This is a genomic window from Salinicola tamaricis (assembly GCF_003006155.1).
In the GTDB taxonomy this organism is placed as follows: Bacteria; Pseudomonadota; Gammaproteobacteria; order Pseudomonadales; family Halomonadaceae; genus Salinicola; species Salinicola tamaricis.
In genome coordinates this window covers 3,059,696-3,079,125 of sequence record NZ_CP023559.1, presented here as the reverse complement: position 1 = coordinate 3,079,125, position 19,430 = coordinate 3,059,696, and the positions used below count along the sequence as shown (strand labels likewise).

18 protein-coding genes and 3 pseudogenes are annotated in these 19,430 nt (G+C 68.4%); 11 read left to right on the top strand and 10 right to left on the bottom strand.

The genetic code is table 11. The annotated features are described in order from the left end of the window. The first annotated feature begins 656 nt into the window (after positions 1-656). Both CN538_RS14175 and CN538_RS26420 read left to right on the top strand, forming a co-directional pair. Positions 657-2,252 (top strand): solute:sodium symporter family transporter, encoded by a 1,596-nt coding sequence (locus CN538_RS14175; RefSeq protein WP_106419852.1) that lies wholly within the window; start codon positions 657-659, stop codon positions 2,250-2,252. Between the two features lie 308 nt (positions 2,253-2,560). Next, positions 2,561-2,710: pseudogene (locus tag CN538_RS26420) on the top strand (YcjX family protein); the annotation flags it as partial. Positions 2,711-2,753: 43 nt separating this feature from the next. Here CN538_RS26420 and CN538_RS26415 read toward each other — a convergent pair. Then, positions 2,754-3,035, bottom strand: coding sequence for a hypothetical protein (locus CN538_RS26415; protein ID WP_422917510.1), 282 nt, complete (start codon positions 3,033-3,035; stop codon positions 2,754-2,756). Between the two features lie 321 nt (positions 3,036-3,356). Between CN538_RS26415 and CN538_RS14165 the strand changes: the two genes are divergently transcribed. After that, complete coding sequence (locus CN538_RS14165) at positions 3,357-4,889, top strand: YcjF family protein (RefSeq protein WP_422917587.1); 1,533 nt, start codon at positions 3,357-3,359, stop codon at positions 4,887-4,889. 56 nt (positions 4,890-4,945) lie between these two features. On the opposite strand, the gene CN538_RS14160 is transcribed toward CN538_RS14165, so the two are convergent. The 9 genes and pseudogenes from CN538_RS14160 to CN538_RS14130 all read right to left on the bottom strand — a co-directional run bounded on the left by CN538_RS14160 (position 4,946) and on the right by CN538_RS14130 (position 13,420). Then, positions 4,946-5,743 (bottom strand): Cof-type HAD-IIB family hydrolase, encoded by a 798-nt coding sequence (locus CN538_RS14160; protein WP_106419850.1) that lies wholly within the window; start codon positions 5,741-5,743, stop codon positions 4,946-4,948. Positions 5,744-5,869: 126 nt separating this feature from the next. Beyond that, positions 5,870-7,558, bottom strand: coding sequence for an N-acetylglucosamine-specific PTS transporter subunit IIBC (gene nagE / locus CN538_RS14155; protein ID WP_106419849.1), 1,689 nt, complete (start codon positions 7,556-7,558; stop codon positions 5,870-5,872). Between the two features lie 27 nt (positions 7,559-7,585). Next, positions 7,586-9,382, bottom strand: coding sequence for a phosphoenolpyruvate--protein phosphotransferase (ptsP, locus tag CN538_RS14150; protein WP_277985178.1), 1,797 nt, complete (start codon positions 9,380-9,382; stop codon positions 7,586-7,588). Between the two features lie 84 nt (positions 9,383-9,466). Beyond that, positions 9,467-9,559 (bottom strand): annotated as a pseudogene (locus CN538_RS24570) (hypothetical protein); the annotation flags it as partial. A 51-nt stretch (positions 9,560-9,610) separates the two neighbouring features. Next, entirely contained in the window at positions 9,611-10,264 is a 654-nt protein-coding gene (locus CN538_RS14145; protein WP_106419847.1) for a PTS sugar transporter subunit IIA, read from the bottom strand. A 100-nt stretch (positions 10,265-10,364) separates the two neighbouring features. Continuing rightward, entirely contained in the window at positions 10,365-11,528 is a 1,164-nt protein-coding gene (locus tag CN538_RS14140) for an SIS domain-containing protein (RefSeq protein ID WP_242495151.1), read from the bottom strand. Then, the gene (locus CN538_RS14135) at positions 11,519-12,307 is read right to left on the bottom strand and encodes an N-acetylglucosamine-6-phosphate deacetylase (RefSeq protein WP_242495150.1); all 789 of its coding nucleotides are present in this window, start codon (positions 12,305-12,307) and stop codon (positions 11,519-11,521) included. Before CN538_RS14135 ends, CN538_RS14140 begins: the two co-directional genes overlap by 10 nt. Continuing rightward, positions 12,298-12,654: an amidohydrolase family protein gene (locus CN538_RS23145; protein WP_242495145.1), complete on the bottom strand. Its 357-nt coding sequence runs from the start codon at positions 12,652-12,654 to the stop codon at positions 12,298-12,300. Before CN538_RS23145 ends, CN538_RS14135 begins: the two co-directional genes overlap by 10 nt. Before the next feature lie 31 nt (positions 12,655-12,685). Then, complete coding sequence (locus CN538_RS14130; RefSeq protein ID WP_106419846.1) at positions 12,686-13,420, bottom strand: GntR family transcriptional regulator; 735 nt, start codon at positions 13,418-13,420, stop codon at positions 12,686-12,688. Positions 13,421-13,588: 168 nt separating this feature from the next. Here CN538_RS14130 and CN538_RS14125 point away from each other — a divergent pair, with 168 nt between their 5' ends. The 8 genes and pseudogenes from CN538_RS14125 (at position 13,589) to CN538_RS23130 (ending at position 19,227) form a co-directional block, all read left to right on the top strand. Further along, positions 13,589-14,221 (top strand): SDR family oxidoreductase, encoded by a 633-nt coding sequence (locus CN538_RS14125; RefSeq protein ID WP_106419845.1) that lies wholly within the window; start codon positions 13,589-13,591, stop codon positions 14,219-14,221. Positions 14,222-14,319: 98 nt separating this feature from the next. After that, positions 14,320-16,256: pseudogene (locus CN538_RS14120) on the top strand (exoribonuclease II). Between the two features lie 391 nt (positions 16,257-16,647). Beyond that, a complete protein-coding gene (locus CN538_RS25350) occupies positions 16,648-17,337 on the top strand; it encodes a glycosyltransferase (RefSeq protein WP_340638344.1) in 690 nt (229 codons plus the stop codon). Then, complete coding sequence (locus tag CN538_RS25345; RefSeq protein ID WP_340638343.1) at positions 17,265-17,552, top strand: glycosyltransferase; 288 nt, start codon at positions 17,265-17,267, stop codon at positions 17,550-17,552. The genes CN538_RS25350 and CN538_RS25345 overlap by 73 nt, the downstream gene beginning before the upstream one ends. Next, positions 17,455-18,006 carry a DUF2334 domain-containing protein gene (locus tag CN538_RS24565; protein WP_340638118.1) on the top strand — a complete coding sequence of 184 codons (552 nt, stop codon included), beginning with the start codon at positions 17,455-17,457 and terminating at the stop codon, positions 18,004-18,006. Before CN538_RS25345 ends, CN538_RS24565 begins: the two co-directional genes overlap by 98 nt. Further along, on the top strand, positions 17,892-18,389 hold the full coding sequence (locus tag CN538_RS24560) for a DUF2334 domain-containing protein (RefSeq protein WP_277985176.1): 498 nt from the start codon (positions 17,892-17,894) through the stop codon (positions 18,387-18,389). Before CN538_RS24565 ends, CN538_RS24560 begins: the two co-directional genes overlap by 115 nt. Continuing rightward, positions 18,386-18,616, top strand: a complete 231-nt coding sequence (locus tag CN538_RS23135) for a hypothetical protein (RefSeq protein ID WP_242495143.1) — start codon at positions 18,386-18,388, stop codon at positions 18,614-18,616. Before CN538_RS24560 ends, CN538_RS23135 begins: the two co-directional genes overlap by 4 nt. Then, complete coding sequence (locus tag CN538_RS23130) at positions 18,616-19,227, top strand: lysylphosphatidylglycerol synthase domain-containing protein (RefSeq protein ID WP_242495140.1); 612 nt, start codon at positions 18,616-18,618, stop codon at positions 19,225-19,227. Before CN538_RS23135 ends, CN538_RS23130 begins: the two co-directional genes overlap by 1 nt. Positions 19,228-19,430 lie beyond the last annotated feature (203 nt).

Here is a 19,430-nt window from a genome sequence, read left to right as displayed (position 1 = left end):
TCAAAACTATCTTGTCCGGTAACAACACGCTCATCCGGTACCATCACTGACACCGGGCCGAGCCTGCCGCGGCAGGCGGCAACGAAGCGCGCCGACAACACCTCGCCTTGCCATGGCAAGGACAATGCGATGATAACTTGCGACGAAATACGACGGGATAGCGAAGCATCCGTGCTTCTGTGACAGCCGCAGTCTAGCATAGGCGCCGCCGCCAAGCCGTGTCGGCGTCTCGAGCGCGCCGCGCCTCGGGCACACGGCGCAGTCACTGCCACCAGCCCCGGCTATGGTACGAATGAAGACCGGCGCCTGGCGTCATACCGCCATCCCGGCGATGCCGCTGGCTGCGCATAATGGCGTATCTGGCCCCTTTCAGCTACCCCCGAGGCCATCCCGTCGGGGGCGCGAGCCGCTTGCCGCTGCCCTTGCCGGTCGCTTTTCCGCGCTGATCGCGCCGCTCGACTCACCGCGCTCTTTTCCAGTACAGCCCTGCGTCGGGCATCGATCTGGGCGAGCCCGATACCATGCCTAGACATTGCACAGGCTATGTCAGACAAATGGCGAATAGCGCTTCGCGCCCACTTACCCGACACTCCGCAGCGTAATGCGGCATGCCCGAGACGGCGCCGCCGGGACGCATTCAACCAGGAACTGCCCCAATGCATGCATGGACTCTGATCTCGTTTCTCTTTTTCACGGGGCTGGTCGCCTTGATCACATGGCGCATCACCCACCGTGACGATCTCAGCAATACCCGCGGCTATTTTCTCGCCGGACGCAGCCTGACCTTCCCGCTGATCGCCGGTTCGCTGCTGATGACCAACCTCTCCACCGAGCAGATGGTGGGCCTCAACGGCGCAGCCTTCGCTGATGGTCTCAGCGTGATGGCGTGGGAAGTGGTCGCCGTGGTCGCGCTGGTGCTACTGGCACTGTTCTTCCTGCCGCGCTTTCTGCGCAGCGGTATCACCACCGTGCCACAGCTGCTGCTGGAGCGCTTCGGCCCGACCACCCAGTTGATCTGCAACGTGATCTTCCTGATCGCCTACGCGGTGATCCTGCTGCCGATCATTCTCTACTCCGGCGCCGTGGGCCTGCAGGGGATGCTCGACCTGCCGGTGCTGACCGGCATCGATTCGAGCACCACCCTGCTGTGGCTGACGGTATGGGGGGTGGGCCTGATCGGTGCGGTCTATGCGCTGTTCGGCGGCCTGCGCACGGTCGCGGTGTCCGACACCATCAACGCCATCGGCCTGCTGGTGGGCGGCCTGCTGATCGTCTACCTAGGGCTCGACGCGGTGGGTGACGGCAATGGCATCGCCGCCGGCTGGCACGCGATCCAAGAAGCTCAGCCAGAGCGTCTGAACTCCCTCGGCGGGCCGGACCAGCAGGTCCCCTGGCCGACGCTGTTCACCGGGGTCTTCCTGATCAACCTGTTCTACTGGTCCACCAACCAGCAGATCATCCAGCGTACCTTCGCCGCGCGCAGCCTCGCCGAGGGCCAGAAAGGGGTGCTGCTGACCGGCTTCCTCAAGCTGCTCGGCCCGCTCTATCTGGTGCTGCCGGGGATCATCGCCTTCCAGCTCTACGCCGGCGACGGTATCGCCCCGGATCAGGCCTACGGCCATCTGGTGTTCCACCTGCTGCCGCCGTGGCTAACCGGCTTCTTCGCCGCGGTGATGGTCGGTGCCATCCTCTCCTCGTTCAACTCAGCGCTCAACAGCACCACCACGCTGTTCAGCCTGGGGCTCTACAAGGGCGTGTTCCGCAAGGACGCCAGCGAAGCCGAGGTGGTCAAGTCGGGCAAGGTGTTCGGCTGGATCATGGCAGTGGCATCGATGGCGATCGCGCCGCTGCTGGCCGGGCAGGAGAGCCTGTTCGACTATCTGCAGACGATGAACGCGATCTACTTCATCCCCATCCTGGCGGTGGTGATCGTCGGCCTGCTGACCAAGCGTGTCCCCGAGAGCGCCGCCATCTTCGGCCTGATCGGCGGTATCGTGCTGATCGCGCTGGGTTACTTCGTGCCGCCTTTCAACGCCATCCTCGACCTGACCAACCAGTACCACTTCGTTGCCGGGGTGTTCGTGCTGCTGATCCTCGGCATGCTGCTGATCGGCAAGATCGCACCGCGGCGTGAAGCCTGGATCCAGGAGGACGTCAAGGCAGTCGACCTGACCCCATGGAAAGGCGCGGTGCCGGTGGGCATCCTGCTGCTGGTGCTGGTGTTCGCGATCTATCTCACCTTCGCCAACTGAGTGCGCCGAGATCGGCCGCGTTCAGCGCCCGACGACGACACGGACTCATCCAGAACGCCCCGCCCTATGCGGGGCGTTCGCGTATCCGAGCGCACTTTTTCCGCGGGGCCCTTGCCTGAACAGCGGTTTACCCACACATTTCAGCTACCCTGACGGCGAATGCGTGCGGATAACGAGGCGATGCCCCGAGACCTGACCCAAGAGATTCACAACCTGATCGAGCGCGGCCGCGATCGCCAACTGCGCCTGGCGGTGACCGGGCTCTCCCGCGCCGGCAAGACCGCGTTTCTGACCTCGCTGGTCATCAGTTGCGCCACGCCGGCATCGATGCCCGGCTGGACCTGCTCAAGCCGGCCCGCGAAGGCCGCCTGCTGGGTGCCCAGCGGATGTCGCAGCCCGATCTGGGCATTCCGCGCTTCCCCTACGACGAGGCGCTCGCCAGCCTGTCCGGCGAGCCACCGCGCTGGCCCGAACCGACCCGCGGGATCAGCGAGCTGCGCCTCAAGCGCGCTTCAAGACCGACGCGCCCGCGGCCTGCTGGGCGATACCGCCAATCTGACCCTGGATCTGATCGACTATCCCGGCGAGTGGCTGCTGGACCTGCCGCTGCTCGGCCACGACTTCCTCGGCTGGAGCGAGAACCAGCTCGCGGCCATGGGCCCCGAGCGCCAGCGCTTCGCCGAGCCGTGGCGCCGCGCAGTCGCCGCCCATCGCCCCGACGAGACGCTCGACGAGACCCGCCTGGCCGAACTCGCGGGGCTTTATGCCGACACCCTCAGGCAAGCCCGCGAGGCCGGCTTCTCGCACCTGCAGCCGGGGCGCTTCCTGCTCCCCGGCGAGCTCGAGGGCGCGCCGGTGCTGCAGTTCTTTCCCCTGCCCGGCATCGCCGATGCGGACCGGCGCCAACTCGAAGCGCTGCCCGCCGAGAGCCTCTACAAGACCCTGACGCGACGCTTTCGCCACTATCAGCAGCACGTGGTCAAGCCGTTCTACCGCGAGCACTTTCGCCGCTTCGATCGTCAGATCGTGCTGGTCGACGTACTTGGCGCGCTCAATGCCGGCCCCGAACGCTTCGAGGATCTCGCCAGCGCCCTGACCACACTGATGCAGAGCTTCGACTACGGCAAGCGCGGCCTGATCAACCGACTGTTCGCACCGCGTATCGACCGGCTGGCGATCGCCGCCACCAAGGCCGATCACGTCACGCCGGATCAGCACCCGCACCTGGTCGCGCTGCTCGAGTCGCTGCTGGCCGAACCGCTCAAGGACCTGCGCTACCGCCGACGTCCCGGTGCGCGCCTTTTCGCTCGCGGCGATCCGCGCCACCGAGAATCGCGAGGTGGAGAGCGACGGCCAGCGCCAGCCAGCGCTGCGCGGCCACGGCCTCGACGACGCCCCGCTGCTGCTCTATCCCGGCGACGTCCCCGCGCGGCTGCCCGACGCCGGCTTCTGGCAGCGTCAGGGCTTCACCTTCACCGCCTTTCGCCCGCCGCGGGCCGATGGCGGTGCGCTGCCGCACATCCGCATGGATGCAGCGCTCGACTGGCTCCTGGGAGACAAACTGCGATGAGTGATCCCCGCCCTGGCCGGCGCTTCGACGAGCCCACTGCCACCACTGACGACCCTACCGGCGATGCCACGCCACTGCGCGGTGCACACGCCTATCTGCCCGAGCAGCCCTCGATCCCGGCACCCGAAGAGGAGATGCCCTCGCCGGCGCTGGATGCCGCCCTGGCGCCGCCGCGCAAGCGTCGCTGGGGGCTGCTGGTGCTGTTCACTGCCAGCCTGGGACTGGGCACGCTGGAGGCGGGCCAGACGCTCTACCACGCCACCCTCGGCGGAGACTGGCTGGCCGGCGCCTGGAGCGCGCTGGGACTCCTGGCCATCGGCCTCGGCGGCAAGGCGCTGCTGGGTGAGCTGTGGCGACTGCGCAAGCTGCGCCGCCACGCCCGCCTGCGCGAGCGTCTCGACGACACCTGGCCGGCGAGCGGCGAAGGCGCCCAGGAGAACGCCGAACCACTAGCACTGGCCGAGGCGCTGCGCACCCAGATGGGGCTCGCGCAGGGGCATCCGCACTGGCAATCCTTCATCGCCGCGCACGAGGCGCATCACAGCGCCGCCGAGACCCGTGAACTGCTCGCCTGGCACCTACTGCGCCCGCGGGATCAGGCCGCGCGCCGGCTGATCACACGAATGTCGGGAGAGACCGCAGTGATGGTCGCGGTGAGCCCGCTGACCCTGGTCGACATGGCGCTGATGGCCTGGCGCAACATCGCCATGCTCGATCGTATCGCCGCGCTCTATGGCTTGCAGCTCGGCTACGCCAGCCGCCTGCGCCTGTTCCGCGAGGTGCTGCGCAACATGGCCTTCGCCGGCGCCAGCGAGATGGTCACCGATGCCGGCATGGACCTGCTGTCGATGAATCTTGCCGCCAAGCTCTCCACTCGCGCGGGTCAGGGGCTGGGCGCAGGCCTGCTGACCGCGAGGCTCGGCCTGCGTGCCATCGCCACCACCCGCCCGATCGCCTTTACCGCCGACGAGCGCCCGCGTCTGGCCGATCTCCGTCGCGAGGTATGGCAGCAGCTGCGCCGGCTGGACGACTCGGCCCAGAGCGGACGCGAACCGCCCGCCCGCTGACACCCACCGCACCGACCGCCAGCGTCGAGCGCGGGCCGGCACGCGCCAGGGTACCCTCAGAGGGCGAAGAAACGCCGCAGCGTATGCGCCACCGCCGCCTCGTGATGGGCGCCGATGCGCTCCGCCCGGGGGAGCCGGGCGATCACCTCGGGATGGGCATTGGCAACGACGAAGGCATTACCGGCCAGCGTCAGCATCTCAATGTCGTTGAAGTTGTCGCCGAAGGCCAGCGCCCGGGAGGCGGGCATCGCCAGCGCCGCCAGCGTCTGCGCCAGCGCGCTGCCCTTGTCCACCCCGCGCTGCATCACCTCCAGTGAATTGGCCGCCGAATAGGTGATATGCAGGGCCTCGCCGTAGCGCTCGCGCAGCGTGCGCTCGAGCGGTGCAAGCAGCGCCGGTCGCCCGATATAGAGCACCTTGCTCACGGCCTCCTGACGCAAATCGCGCAGCTCATCGACCTGGTAGGTGAAGCCGGTCATGGCGTGCAGCGGCAACAGCTCCGGTGCCTCGGCGTCGATCAGCCAGCGTTCACGGGTATACAGATTGAGCCGCACCGCCGCCGGCCGCGGCAGCTCCACCAGCGCCTCCACCAGCGCCGGCGGCACCGGGCGTTCGCTGACCACCCGGTCGTCGGTATCGAAGACGCAGGCACCGTTGCTGCTGATGATCCAGGCGGGGAGTTCGAGCTGGCGCCGGATCGCGGCGATATCGAGGTGGTGACGCCCGGAGGCCAGCGCCAGGGTGTGGCCACGCGCGACCAGTTGCGCCAGGGTCTCGCGGGTCAACGCAGCGACACGGTGCTCGGCATCGAGCAGGGTACTGTCGAGATCGCTGGCAATCAGGTAGGGGGGCATGAGCGCTCCTGTGGCTCTGGCGGATGGGACTGGGTGCGTCGCGTTGACGCTGCGCCGCACCTGAAGCGCGGACGACGCAGGCGTCTTTCGCGCTTCAAGATACCACTGTCGCGCCGCGCGTGAGGCTCAGTCAGCCAGACTCTTGGCGACTGCCGCCGCCTGTGGCCCCATCACCACATGCAGAGTACCGTCGGCAAAACGCTGTACCCCCGCGGCACCCAGCCCGCGCAGCGTGGCCTCGTCCAGCTGCCGACGGTCGGCCAGTTCGAGGCGCAGCCGGGTCGTGGCGACGACATTCACCTGGCGCAGGTTGTCGTGCCCGCCCACGACTGCCAGCCACGCCGCCTGTGAGTCGGCATCGAGCTCGGCGGCGGCCAACTCGGCACGCTCCGCTTCCCCCGTTGCCGGCACCGGCGCGGCATCGACCGCAGCGCCCTGCTGGCGCAGCGCACCGCGGATGTCGTCGGCCACGGCGTCGGCGATCGGCCCCAGGATCACCTGCAGCCCACCGCCGCGCAGCCGCAGAATGCCACGCGCGCCCAGTGCCTTGAGCGTCGCCTCGTCGATGGCGTCCGCGTCTTTCGTCACCAGCCGCAGCCGCGTGGTGCAGGCGCCCACGCTGACCAGATTGGCTGCCCCACCGAGCGCCTCGACGAACGCCGGTCCGCGCGGGCCGGCGAGCGTCGTCGCGGTGGTCGTCGCCGTCTCGGGCTCACGCCCCGGCGTGGGCAGGTCGAAGCGCGCGATGGCCCAGCGGAACACCAGATAGTAAAGCGCGAAGTAGGCCAACCCCACTGGAATCATCATCCAGCCGTGGGTCGAAAGCCCGTAGGAGAGCGCGTAGTCGAAGGCACCGGCGGAGAAGGTGAAGCCGAGCTTGACCCCGAGCAGATCCATCAGCGCCATCGACAGGCCGGTCATCAGCGCATGGAAGGCATAGAGCAGCGGTGCCAGGAACATGAACGAGAACTCGATCGGCTCGGTCACCCCAGTGAGAAAGGCGGTCAGCGCCAACGACAGCAGCAGCCCGCCGACCTGGGCGCGGCGGCCCCGCGGCGCGGCGTGGTACATCGCCAGCGCCGCTGCCGGCAGCCCGAACATCATCACCGGAAAGAACCCCGCCATGAAACCACCCGCACTGGGGTCGCCGGCAAAGAAGCGGTTGAGATCGCCGGTCGCGCCATCGTAGCTGCCGAACACGAACCACACGAAGCTGTTGAGCACATGGTGGAGACCGGTGACGATCAGAATGCGATTGAGCACGCCATAGACGAACAGGCCCAGATCGCCGGCGTCGATCAGCCACTGGCCGAGCTGGTCGATGGCGTGCTGGATCGGCGGCCAGATCACCCCGAAAAGCCCGCCAAGCGCCACGGCGGAGAGCCCGGTGACGATGGGGATGAAGCGTCGTCCGCCGAAGAACGCCAGATAGTCCGGCAGCTTGATCGCCTTGTAGCGGTTGTAGAGCAGCCCGGCCACGCTGCCGATGATGATACCGCCGAGCACGCCCATGTTGATCTCGGGGTTGAGCGTCTTGAGCACCGCCTCCAGCACCAGGTAACCGACCACCCCGGCCAGCCCAGCGGCACCGTTGTCGTCATCGGCGAACCCCACCGCCACGCCGATGGCGAAGATCAGCGCCAGGTGGGAAAAGACCGCGTTGCCGGCATTGGCGACGAACCCGATGTCGAGCAGGTCGGGCTGGCCCAGGCGCAGCAGCAATCCCGCCACCGGCAGCACGGCAATGGGCAGCATCAACGAGCGCCCGAGTTTCTGCAGTCCGGCCATCAGCCGGGTACCCATCGTCTGGAGCATGACCCTCTCCTGGCTATTGTGCTTGTACTACTGTTTGTTGTGAGTATGACCTCGGCGCTCGCTCATCACGCCGAAGCCGCGGGGTGCCGAGGCATCGAGCCACGCCGCCAGCACCGCGCGCACCGCGGCACCGTCGTCGAGTGCCAGCAGTTCCGGCACCCGGGCAGCCAGGGCCGCAGCGTCGAGTTCGCGCAGCCACGCCTTGAGAGCGGCGATGCCGGCGGGTTCCAGCGACAGCTCGTCGACCCCCATCGCCACCAGCAGCGCCGCCGCCAGTGGATCGCCGGCGGCCGCCCCGCACACCCCGACCGGGCAGCGGCCTCGAGCCCCCTCGAGGGTGGCCTGGATCAGCCGCAGCACGCCGGGATGGAGCACGTCACAGTGCGCCGCCAACCCCGCCACCTCGCGATCCATCGCCAGGACGTACTGGGTCAGGTCGTTGGTGCCGATAGAGAAGAAGTCGGCCTCCCGGGCCAGGCTCACGGCGCACAACGCCGCCGACGGCACCTCGATCATCACCCCGAGGGCCGGCAGCCGGGTGATGCCAAGCTCGGCGGCGCGCGCCGCCAGGCGCTGGCGCACCCAGCGCAGCTCGCCGACATCGCTCACCATCGGCAGCATCAGCTGCAGCGGCGTCGCCGCGTCCGCCACCGGCGCCTCGTTGCCTGCCAGCAGCAGTGCATCGAGCTGGGTCTCGAACAGCTCGGGAAAGGTCTGCCACAGGCGGATACCGCGCTCGCCCAGGGCCGGATTGGGCGCCGCCGGCAGGCTCAGATAGTCGAGCTGCTTGTCGGCGCCGATATCGAGCAGGCGCACGATCACCGGCTTGCCATCGAGCGCGGCCAGCGCCGCGGCATACTCGCGGCGCTGGACTTCGCGGGTCGGCGCCGCGGCACGCCCCAGGAACAGAAATTCACTGCGCAGCAGGCCCACGCCATCGGCACCCGCCCGCGCGGCCGCCTGCGCCTCCGCCGCCGAACCGACATTGGCCGCAACCTGTACCTGGCGGCCGTCGCGGGTGATCACCGCCGCACAGGCCTGCTCGGCCGCGCTACGCGCCTGCGCCTGTCGGCGTTCACGTTCGGCCACAAGCGCCGCCAGACGCTCGGCATCGGGCGCGCTCTCGAGCACGCCATGGGTAGCGTCGAGCACGGCACGTTCGGCAGTGAGCGAGAGCAGCGCCTCGCCCAACCCCATCACGCAGGGCACCCCCCGCGCGCGGGCCAGGATGGCCAGATGCGAAGTGGCACCCCCGGCGGCCAGACACAATCCCTGGATACGCCCGGCCACGGCCACGAACTGTGACGGCGTCATCTCGCGGGCGATCAATATCGCCCCGTCGAGATCGTCATCCGCGGCTTCGGCGGCGCCGGCGTCCGCTGCCAGCGGCGCCATCACCCGCCGCTGCAGGTCGCGCAGATCGTCGACGCGCGCCGCCAGCAGCGCGCTCTCGCTCTGCCGCAGGCGCTCGATCTCGGCCTGCAGCGCGGCGTACCAGCCCTGCCCGGCGCTGGACCCGGCGGCGATATGATGCTCGGCCGCCTCGCGCAGCGCCGGGTCCTCCAGCCAGGCCAAGTGGGCGTCGAAGATCTCCGCCTCTTCCTGTTGACCCTGGGCGTCGGCCGAATGCCGAGCGCTTTCCAGCGTCGCGGCAACCGTTTCCAGCGCTGCCGCCAGCGCCTGTCGCTCTGCCGCCGGGTCGGCTGCCGTCTCAGCGACCCGCGGTAGTGGCAGCTCGTAGCGGCGAAGCGGACCGATCGCCATCCCGGCGCTGGCGCTGATACCCCGCAGCAAGTCCTCTTCCCTATGGCGGGCACCGCTCACTGGCGGCGCGGTCTCGGGCACCGCGGACACAGCTTCGGGCGCTGTGGACACATCAGACGCCTCCTCGGTGCCCAGCAGCGCGCTGGCGGCGGCGAGTGCAGCCTGACGCTGCGCACCCCGGGCCACCAGGGTCACCCGACTACCCTGAACCAGCCCCAGGTTGAGCAGCGCGCTGACGCTCGCGGCGTCGCCTCGCGGCCATCCGCCGCCACCAGCCGCAGGGAGACGTCATGCGCCCGGGCGATGGCACGCAGACGCGCCGCCGGGCGTGCATGGATACCGGGCAGCGGCGACAGTCGTCTCGCAGCGGGCCTCAGCGCCTTCGCTAGTACATTCGTCGGTGCTACTTGTCGCATCACGCCCCGCATCGCTCAACGTCTCGGTGCGGCTCGCGCCGTCTGCCCCCCCACCAACCTCGCCATGGCAAAGCAGCAGCGGCTCTCCGCGCTCGACCACCTGCCCCGGAGCCACCAGCAGCTCGAGGCGCTGATCCACGACGTTGGTCAGCACGATCGGTGTCAGCAGCGCCTTGGCCTGGCTCGCCACCCGATCGGCGTCGAAGCGCAGTAGCGGCGTGCCGGCGATGACCCGCTCACCCTCGGCGACCATCAGGGAAAAGCCGTCGCCGGCCAGATCGACGGTATCGAGCCCCAGGTGCAGCAGCCACTCACCACCGGTGTCGTCACGCAGGGTCAGCGCATGGCGCGTCCGCGCACACTGGATCACCTCGCCGTCGCAGGGGGCGTGAAGGGTGTCATCGAGCGGATCGAGCGCGATCCCGGGCCCCAGGGCCTCGGACGCGAAGACCGGATCGGGTAGATCGCCGAGCGCCACCACCAGGCCTCGCAGGGGCGCACTGAGCATGTGGGGAGAAGCAGCCATGAGACCTCCGGCGGCGGATAAAAGCGTGATGGAGAGAGCCCTGCCCTCGCCCCCACCCGAGATAGTGAGTGGGGGCGACGGGGAGCGGCCGAGCGTAAAATTAGGTTCTGTGCGAAAAGTCAGCGAGCGAAGGCAAGACAAGGCAAAAATTGGCGAAAACGCGGAGTTTACGGGGTGTAAATGAGCATTTTGAGCCGATTTTTAACGCCGTATTGCCAAGCGCAGGTAGTTTTCGTACATAACCTAGAGTGTTCGGGTCACCTTCTGCAGATGCGCGCGGGCAGTCGGGATCCCCGCCCCGGGCCACCGCCAGACGTGCCGCCATGACGTAGAAGCTCTGGATCACCGCCAGCGGCTGGAGATCGTCGTGACCGGCGTCATTGACGTCCAGCTCGCGCCCGGCGACGCTGGCGTCCGCCGCCAGCAGTACCCGCGCGCCGACCCCGCGCAGCCATGTCGCCAGATCGAGCAGGCCGGCCTGATCCGGCCCCGGCGGCGCCAGTACCAGCACCGGGTAGCCGGGTTCGATCAGCGCCATCGGGCCATGCTTGACCTCGGCGGCGCTGAACGCCTCGGCCTGAATGCCGCAGGTCTCCTTGAACTTGAGCGCCGCCTCCTGGGCGACGGCGAGCCCCACCCCGCGCCCGATCACCAGCAGCCGGTCGGCGCCACTCAGCGCCTCCACGGCGGCTTGCCAATCGCAGGCGGCGGCGCTTTCCAGCCGCTCGGGTAGCCGCTCGAGGGCACTCAGCAGCTCGGGGTCGCCCTGCCAGGCCGCGATCAGATGCGCCGCTGCGGCCAGGGTCGCGAGATAACTCTTGGTCGCGGCCACGCTATGCTCGACCCCGGCGTGCAGGCCCAGGTTGTGCTGCGAGGCCGCCGCCAGCTCGGAGTCGGGCGCGTTGACCAGCGCCAGCGTGCGCGCCCCGCCCGCCGCCAGCGCGCGCTGGGTAGCGATCAGATCGGGGCTCGCCCCGGACTGCGAGATCGCCAACGCCAACTGCCCGGAGACCCGCCAAGGCGTCCCGGCGAGGGTGGTCAGCGAAGGCGGAATCGAGGCGATCGGCAGACCGAGACGCTTCATGCCGAGGTAGGCAAAATAGGCCGCCGCATGATCGGAGCTGCCACGTGCCACGGTCACCGCGCCGCGCAGACCGGCTTCCCGCAGCTCGCCCCCCAACGCGGCCATCGCGGCAGCATTGGCCTGCCACTGTTCGCGCAGGCGTTGCGGGGCGCTCAGTGCCTCTTCCAGCATCAGCGACATGGGTCTGTCTCCGTGGTAGACGCCGCGTCGCGGCGGTGGACACACTCCCCGCCGACATAGACGGCGTCGAGATCGAGATCGGCACTCATCACCGCAACGTCGGCGTGGGCGCCGGGTGCGAGCCGGCCGATCTCCTGCTCGCCGAGGAACTCCGCGGGAAAACGCGACAGCCGCTGGGCCGCATCGGCCAGATCGAGACCGATGGCGACCAGATTGCGCAGCGCCTGATCCATGGTCAGGGTGCTGCCGGCGAGCGTGCCATCGGCCAGGCGCACGCCGCCCAGGCACTTGGTGACCTGCTGCGCGCCGAGCCGATACTCACCATCGGGCATGCCCGCCGCCGCGGTGGAGTCGGTCACCGCGTAGAGCCGCGGAATGCAGCGCAGCGCAGCGCGGATCGCCCCCGGGTGCACGTGTAGCAGGTCAGGGATGATCTCGGCGTACTCGGCGTGGGCCAGGGCGGCGCCGACCATGCCCGGCTTGCGATGGTGCAGGCCACTCATGGCGTTGAACAGGTGCGTGAAACCGCGGGCACCGTGGGCAAGCCCCGCTACCCCCTCTTCGTAGCTGCCCAGCGAGTGCCCCATCTGCACCCGCACGCCGCGCCCATCCAGATGGCGGATCAGCTCGGCATGCCCGGAGAGTTCCGGGGCCAGGGTCAACAGCCGGATCGGTGCCAGCGCCAAAAGCGCCTCGACCTCCGCGATCACTCCGGGGCGCGCATGCGGCGGCTGGGCGCCGAGCTTGCCGGGATTGATATAGGGGCCTTCTAGATGCACGCCGAGCAGCCGCGCGGCGCGTTCGGGGGGCGCGGCGATCCACGCCGCGGCATCGCGCAGGCACGTTCGATCTCCGCCGGCGGCGCGGTCATGGTCGTGACCAGCAGGCTGGTGGTGCCGAAGCGCATGTGGGTGCGTGCCAGCGTCGCCGCGGCCTCGCCCCCCTCCATGGCATCGGCACCGCCGCCGCCATGCACGTGCAGGTCGACGAACCCCGGTAGCAGCCGCGGGTGATCGTTGGCGGTCGGGTCGACCGCCTCACCGTCGATCGACGTCACCCGCCCTGCCTGCCAGCGCAGCCAGCCCAGGCGCCAGCCCTCCGGGGTCAGGATGTTGCCGTACAGCATGTACTCTCCTCGGGTGATGCCGCCGCCGGCATCACTGCGTCAGTTCCACCATGAAGTCGTAGTAGTCGGTCCGGCAGTAGGTGACGGTCAGCTCCGCCGCCCTTCCGTCCGCCAGATAGCCCAGACGCGTCATCACCAGCAGCGCCTGGGACTCGGCGACCTCGGCCAGCGCCGCCAGCTCAGCGTCCGCGTTACACGCCGAGACGTGCTGCAGCGCCCGCACCACCGGGGTGCCCTGATTCTCGAGATAGCGGTAGAGCGAGTGCTCGACCGCCTGCGGGTCGGCCACCACGCTCACCGGCAGGCAGCTCTCCTCCACCGCCACCACCACCTCGTCAGCCAGGCGCAGGCGTTTCAACCGCGCTACCCGGCTGTCCGCGGTCAGCCCCAGGCGCAATCCCTCTTCTGCCGTGGGCACGCCCAGGCGCCGCTCGAGCCAGCGTGAGCTGGGGCGATGCCCGCGCTGCACCAGCAGCTCGGTGAAACTGGTGAGCCGGGTCAGCGACTGATTGAGCCTAGGAGCGATGAAGGTGCCCGAGCCGCGGCTGCGCTGGATGAGCCCCAGCGCCACCAGTCGGTCGAGCGCCTTGCGCGCGGTGATGCGCGAAATATCCAGCGTCTCCGCCAGCACCCGCTCGGAGGGCAGCGCCTCGCCCGCCTCCCAGTCCCCCGACTCGATCGCCTCGATCAACTGCTGCGCCAATTGCCGATAGAGCGGCGTGGCGCGCGAAGCATCGAGTTGCAGGCGGGAGAGTGACGACGGCATGGCGTGGTTCCCCGAGGTTAGGCGTCAGAAATAGATACCAGTTCAATACCACTAACATAACCACTGCAATACCACTTCACCAGCCCCCACTTTGGTCGTATCCCGCATCCTCTGCCATGCTCTCAGATAGACCCGATACGTCATCAAGACAGTAAGGAGACAGAAGAGATGAGCAAGACACTGGTCATCGGTGCCAACGGCCAGATCGGTCGCCGCTTCTGCCAGCAGGCCGCCGCCCAGGGGACGCCGGTGCGGGCCATGCTCCGCGACACCTCTCAGCAGGCATTCTTCGACGAGCTGGGCGTCGAGAGCGTGATCGGCGATCTCGCCGGCGACATGGCAGACGCCTTCGAGGGCTGCGATGCGGTGCTGTTCACCGCCGGATCCGGCGCGTCCACCGGCCTCGACCGCACCCTGATGATCGATCTCAATGGCGCCATGCGCGCGGTGGACGAGGCACGCGAAGCCGGCATCCGACGCTTCGTGATGGTCTCCACGCTGCACGTCGATCCGCTGACGGGGCCCGAGAAGCTGCAGCCCTATCTGGTCGCCAAGCGCGCTGCCGACGCCTACCTGATGGCCAGCGAGCTCGACTGGACGGTGCTGCGACCGGGGCGCCTCACCGATGAACCGGGTAGCGGCCGCGTCGCACTGTCGCAGGCGGCTGCGACCAGCGGCGAGATATCACGCGACGACGTCGCCAGCGTTGCCCTGGCGGTGCTCGGGCATCCCGCCCCAGCGCGCGAGTATGTGCTGTTGGCAGGCGAGACACCGATCGCCGAGGCCGTGACGTCGGTCTGACGCGGCGGCCACGCTGATCAGGAGCCGGCGCGGCGGGTTGGCGTGAAAAGGCGGGAATCCGTATAGTGGCGCTCTCGCCCAACGACCGATTCGATACGATGCTGCAGAACAACGCTCTTCTGGCCCAGCTGAAGCAAACATCCGCGCCCAGACCCCGCGTGCCCAAGGCACGATCAAAGCCACCGACAAGGGCTTCGGTTTCCTCGAGACCGAGGACGGGACCTCCTACTTCATTCCCCCGCCCGCCATGAAGCAGGTTCTGCACGGCGACCGTATCGAGGCCGCGATCAAGGAGGATGGCGACAAGAAGCAGGCCGAGCCGGAGAAGCTGATCGAAGCCTCTCTCGATCGCTTCATCGCCCGCGTGCAGCTGCGCGAGGGCCGCCTGGCGGTAATCCCCGACCACCCCTCGATCAACCAGCCGCTCAAGGCGCGCATCAAGCGCTCCCTCGACGAGGCCAGCATCGCCGACGGCGACTGGTGTGTGGCACGTCTGGTGCGCCATCCGCTGCGTGCCGACGACCGCGGCTTTTTCACCCAGATCGACGAGCTGGTGGTCAAGCGCGACGACCCTGCCGTGCCGTGGCGGGTGACCCTGGCGCGCCATGCGCTGGAGCAGGAGTGCCCGCCGGCGGCGGAGTCCTGGCCGCTGCAGGAAGAGGGGCTCGAGCGCGAAGACCTCACCGCCGAGCCGTTCTTCACCATCGACGGTGAGAAGACCCGCGACATGGACGACGCCCTGCGCGTCGAGACCCGCGACGACGGCTGGACCCTGACCGTCGCCATCGCCGACCCCACCGCCTATGTCGACGAATCTCATCCGGCCGACCAGGAAGCGCGCACCCGCGCCTTCACCGTCTACCTGCCGGGTCAGAACGTGACCATGCTGCCGGAGGCGCTGGCCGACGATCTGTGCTCGCTCAAGCCCGACGTCGAGCGTCCGGTGCTTGCCTGCCGTCTGCAGGTGGGCCGCGACGGCACCCTTGGCGAGTATCGCTTCTTCGCCGCGACCATCCGCTCCCAGGCGCGGCTGGTCTACGATGTATCCGACTGGCTCGAAGGCGTCGATAACGCCGCGACACCGGCAGCGGCGATCGCGCCCCAGCTCGAGGCCCTGCGCGACCTGGCCCAGGCCCGGGCAGCCTGGCGCGAACAGAACACCCTAGTGTTCAAGGATCGCCCCGACTACGTCTTCGATCTCGACGACGCCGGCAACGTGCTCGCTATCCGTACCGAAACCCGCCGCACCGGCCAGCGCATGATCGAAGAGGCGATGATCGTCGCCAACGCCTGCTGCGCCGATTTGCTGTCGCGGGAGGTGGGGCACGGCATCTTCAACGTCCACCACGCTTTCGAGCCGGAGAAGCTCGACCCGGCGCTGGAGTTCCTCGCCGCCCAGGGGATCGAGGTGGAGCGCGAGCAGCTCAGCGAGCTGCCGCGCTACCGCGAGCTGCGCCGGGCGCTGGACAGCCGCGAGGATGCTTGGCTCGACGCCCGCCTGCGCCGCTTCCAGGGTTACACCAACATGTCGGCCCGCCCCGGCCCCCACTTTGGTCTGGGCCTGCCTGCCTACGCCACCTGGACCTCGCCGATCCGCAAGTACGGCGACATGGTCAATCATCGTCTGATCAAGCGCGTGCTCAAGGGTGAAGCGGCGCCGGCCGAGGCCAGCCAGCGGCTGACCGAGCAGTTGACCGAACGCCGCCGACTGAACCGAATGGCCGAACGTGACGTCAAAGACTGGCTATACGTGCGTTATCTGGGTCAATACCTGGATCAAGGCACGGTGTACGACGCCGATATCATCGATATCCGCCGCGGCGGCATGCGCGTGCGGCTGAGCGCCAACGGCGCCACCGCCTTCATCCCCGCGCCGATGCTGCACAGCGACCGCAATCAGGTGGCGATCGACGACAAGGAAGGCCGCATCCAGATCGCCGGCGAGCCGCGCTATCAATTGGGCGGAACACTGCGCGTCAAGCTCGTCGAGGCGCGCGAAGCGACCCGCTCGCTGGTGGCGACACCCGCCGAGTGACATGAACCGAGCCGCGTGCGCCAGGGATGGCGCACGCAGGCTACCACCATGGTGTGAACACCCTGTGACAGCGACGCGATATACTGCTGTCCAGGAAAGACCTTCAACGCGCGGCGCGAGCGATCCGCCGACACTCCGTCATCCGGTCTTTTCTGGCGTCATCGCCGTTCTCGGGAATGCGCCATATCGACAGGGATCGTTTTTTAGAGGAGCGGCTCGTTGCATATTGCCGACGTCACGATGTTCTATGCCCCTGCCAGTGGCGGGGTCCGTACCTACCTCGACGCCAAGCACCGGCGCCTGGCCAAGCTTCCCGGGGTCACCTGCAGCCTGCTGATTCCCGGCGCCGAGCGCGTCTCCACGGCGGCGTCTACGAAGTGCCTCGCCGCCGCTGCCGTTCAGTCAGGGCTATCGCTTTCCGCTGCGCCGTCGCGGCTGGGAACGCGAGTTGCTGCGCGTCAAGCCGGATATCATCGAAGCGGGCGACCCCTACGTCACCGGATGGGCCGCGCTCGATGCCGGGCGCAAGCTCGACGTGCCAGTGGTCGGCTTTTACCACTCGGACCTGCCGCGCCTGATCAGCAATCGCCTCGGTAGCGGCACCGACCGCCTGGTCGAGCGCTACGTCTACCGCCTCTACCGCCGTTTCGACCAGGTGCTGGCGCCCAGCCGAGTGATGGCCGAGCGCCTGACCCGACTGGGGATCGAGCATGTCGCGGTACAGCCGCTGGGGGTGGACCTCGAGAGCTTCCACCCGCGGTTCCGCGATCCAGCACTGCGCACCAAGCTCGGCCTCGACGACGACACCAAGCTTCTGATCTTCGTCGGCCGCGGTTCGCGCGAGAAGAACCTGCACCACCTGCTGGAGATGGCCCGTCAACTGGGCAAGGGCTATCACCTGCTGCTGGTCGGTCCCAGCATGCCCAGCCAGACGCCGGACAACGTCAGCGTGATCGACCGCTACACCCGACCGAGGAGGTCGCCGGCTGGCTCGCCTCCAGCGACGCCCTGGTTCACGCCGGCACCCAAGAGACCTTCGGGCTGGTCGCGCTGGAAGCGATGGCGTGCGGCATTCCGGTGATCGCTGCGCGCGCCGGCGCGCTGGGCGGAGAACGTACCGCTGGGTTGCGGCCTGCTCAGCGAGCCGCACTCCCCTGCCGATATGCGCGCGGCGTACGCGAACTGTTCACCCAGCACGATGCCGAACAGGCCGGACGCCGTGCACGTCGCTACGTCGAGCGCCACACGACTGGGACATCGTCATCGATGGTCTGCTCACGCACTATCGCCGCCTGACCAATGCCACCGCCAGCGCCACGGCAGCGCAGCATGGGTCGCAGCATGGTTTGAACGGCATTTTTCACTGGTCCTGCATGATATCGCCCCGGAAACCTGGCCCGACTACCAAGGTTTCGTCGCGGCGATCGACCGCCTGAGCGAGCGTCTCGGCCCGATCCCCATTACCTGGCTGGTGGTGCCCGACTTCCACGGTCGCGGCGAGTGCCGCCATAGCGATGCGCTGCGCCGGGTCCTGGACAGCCGCCTCGCCCGCGGCGACGAATTGGTGCTGCACGGCTACTTCACCGTGACGATGCGCCCCGGCCACGTACCCTTCACGACTTCTACATGCGCCGCATCTACACTTGGGAGGGTGAGTTCTACACCCTCGACCAGGCCACCGCCGGCGCCCTGCTCGACGACGGCATGGCCCAGTTCGACACCTGCGGCTGGCCCCACGGTGGCTTCGTAGCGCCGGCCTGGCTGATGAGCCAGGGCACCCGGGCCGCGCTGCGCCAGCGCCCGTTCACCTACACCAGTGACCCGCAGCAGCTCTACCGCCTGCCCGGTTTCGAGCCGATCAAGGCGCCGAGCATCGTGTGGAGCGCGCGCAGCGCCTGGCGACGCGGCATGTCACGGGTGGTCAGTGCCGTCCAGCAGGCGCGCTTTAAGCAGGCTGCACTGCTGCGCCTGGCCCTGCATCCGGTCGACATGCGCTACCGCGTCTCCTACGACTACTGGTATCGGCTGGTGGAGCAGCTCATGGGCGAGGGGCGCCAGGCAGTGACCAAGCAGCACTGGCTGGAGCATCACGCGCCCGACCTCGCCACGCGCAAGGATCGTTCGGCGGCATGAAACGGATCATCTGGTGCCTGGTGCTGGGCCTGGTGGCGGCACTGGCGATTCCCCTGCTGATCGGCGGGCGCGGTATCGTCACCGAACTGCGCGGCTTCCCCACTTCTCAGCTACTGCTGATGCTGGGCATGATCTTCGTGTGCTGGAATCTCAACGCCCTGCGCCTGCGCCTACTGCTGGCCGGGCGCGCCGCAAGCTATCACAGGCGCGCGCCTTTTCGATCGTGATGGCCACCGAATTCGCCATCTGTGCCACCCCGGGTGGCACCGGCGGGCCGCTGACCCTGCTCGGCCTGCTCGCCCGGCGCGGGGTGCGCCCGGCGCAATCCTCGGCGATCTTCGCCGTCGACCAGCTCACCGACCTGCTGTTCTTCCTCTCCGGTCTAGTCGGCGTCGCCGCCTATGTGCTGATCGAGGCGGTCGATCTACAGCTGGGCTGGCTGGTAGGGCTACCCACGACCCTTCTGGTCAGCGCGCTGGCGATCCTGTGGCTGACCCTGAGCCACTACAACCGGGTGATGCAGGTGACCGGGCGCTGGCTCGAGAAGCTCAATGTCACGCCGCTCGCGCTTCGGCCTGGCGCGGCGTCTGCGCACTTTCGCAACTCGCTGGTCGAGACCCTGCGCCTGCCGCGCTGGCTGCTGTTCGCCATCTTCCTGCTCTGCTGCGCCCATTGGCTGGTGCGCTACAGCGTGCTGTTCCTGGTGGTTCAGGGGCTGGGACAGCATATCGACTGGGCCTGGACCTTCCTGGTGCAGATGGTGTCGATGGCCGCCGGTCAGTTGAGCTTTTTGCCCGGGGGCGCCGGCGGTGCCGAACTCACCTCTCGGCGCTACTGACGCCACTGATCGGCGCCCAGGCGGCAGCCGCCTCGGTGCTGATCTGGCGCTTCGTCACCTACTACTTCTATCTGCTGGCCGGCTTCCCGATCTTTCTCGCCACCGCCGGCCGCGCCTTCCTGCGCATGATGGCTCGGCGCCAGCAGCGGGGCTGATGACCAGTACCGCGCCACTTCTCTGAACCACCTTCCAGTATCGCAATG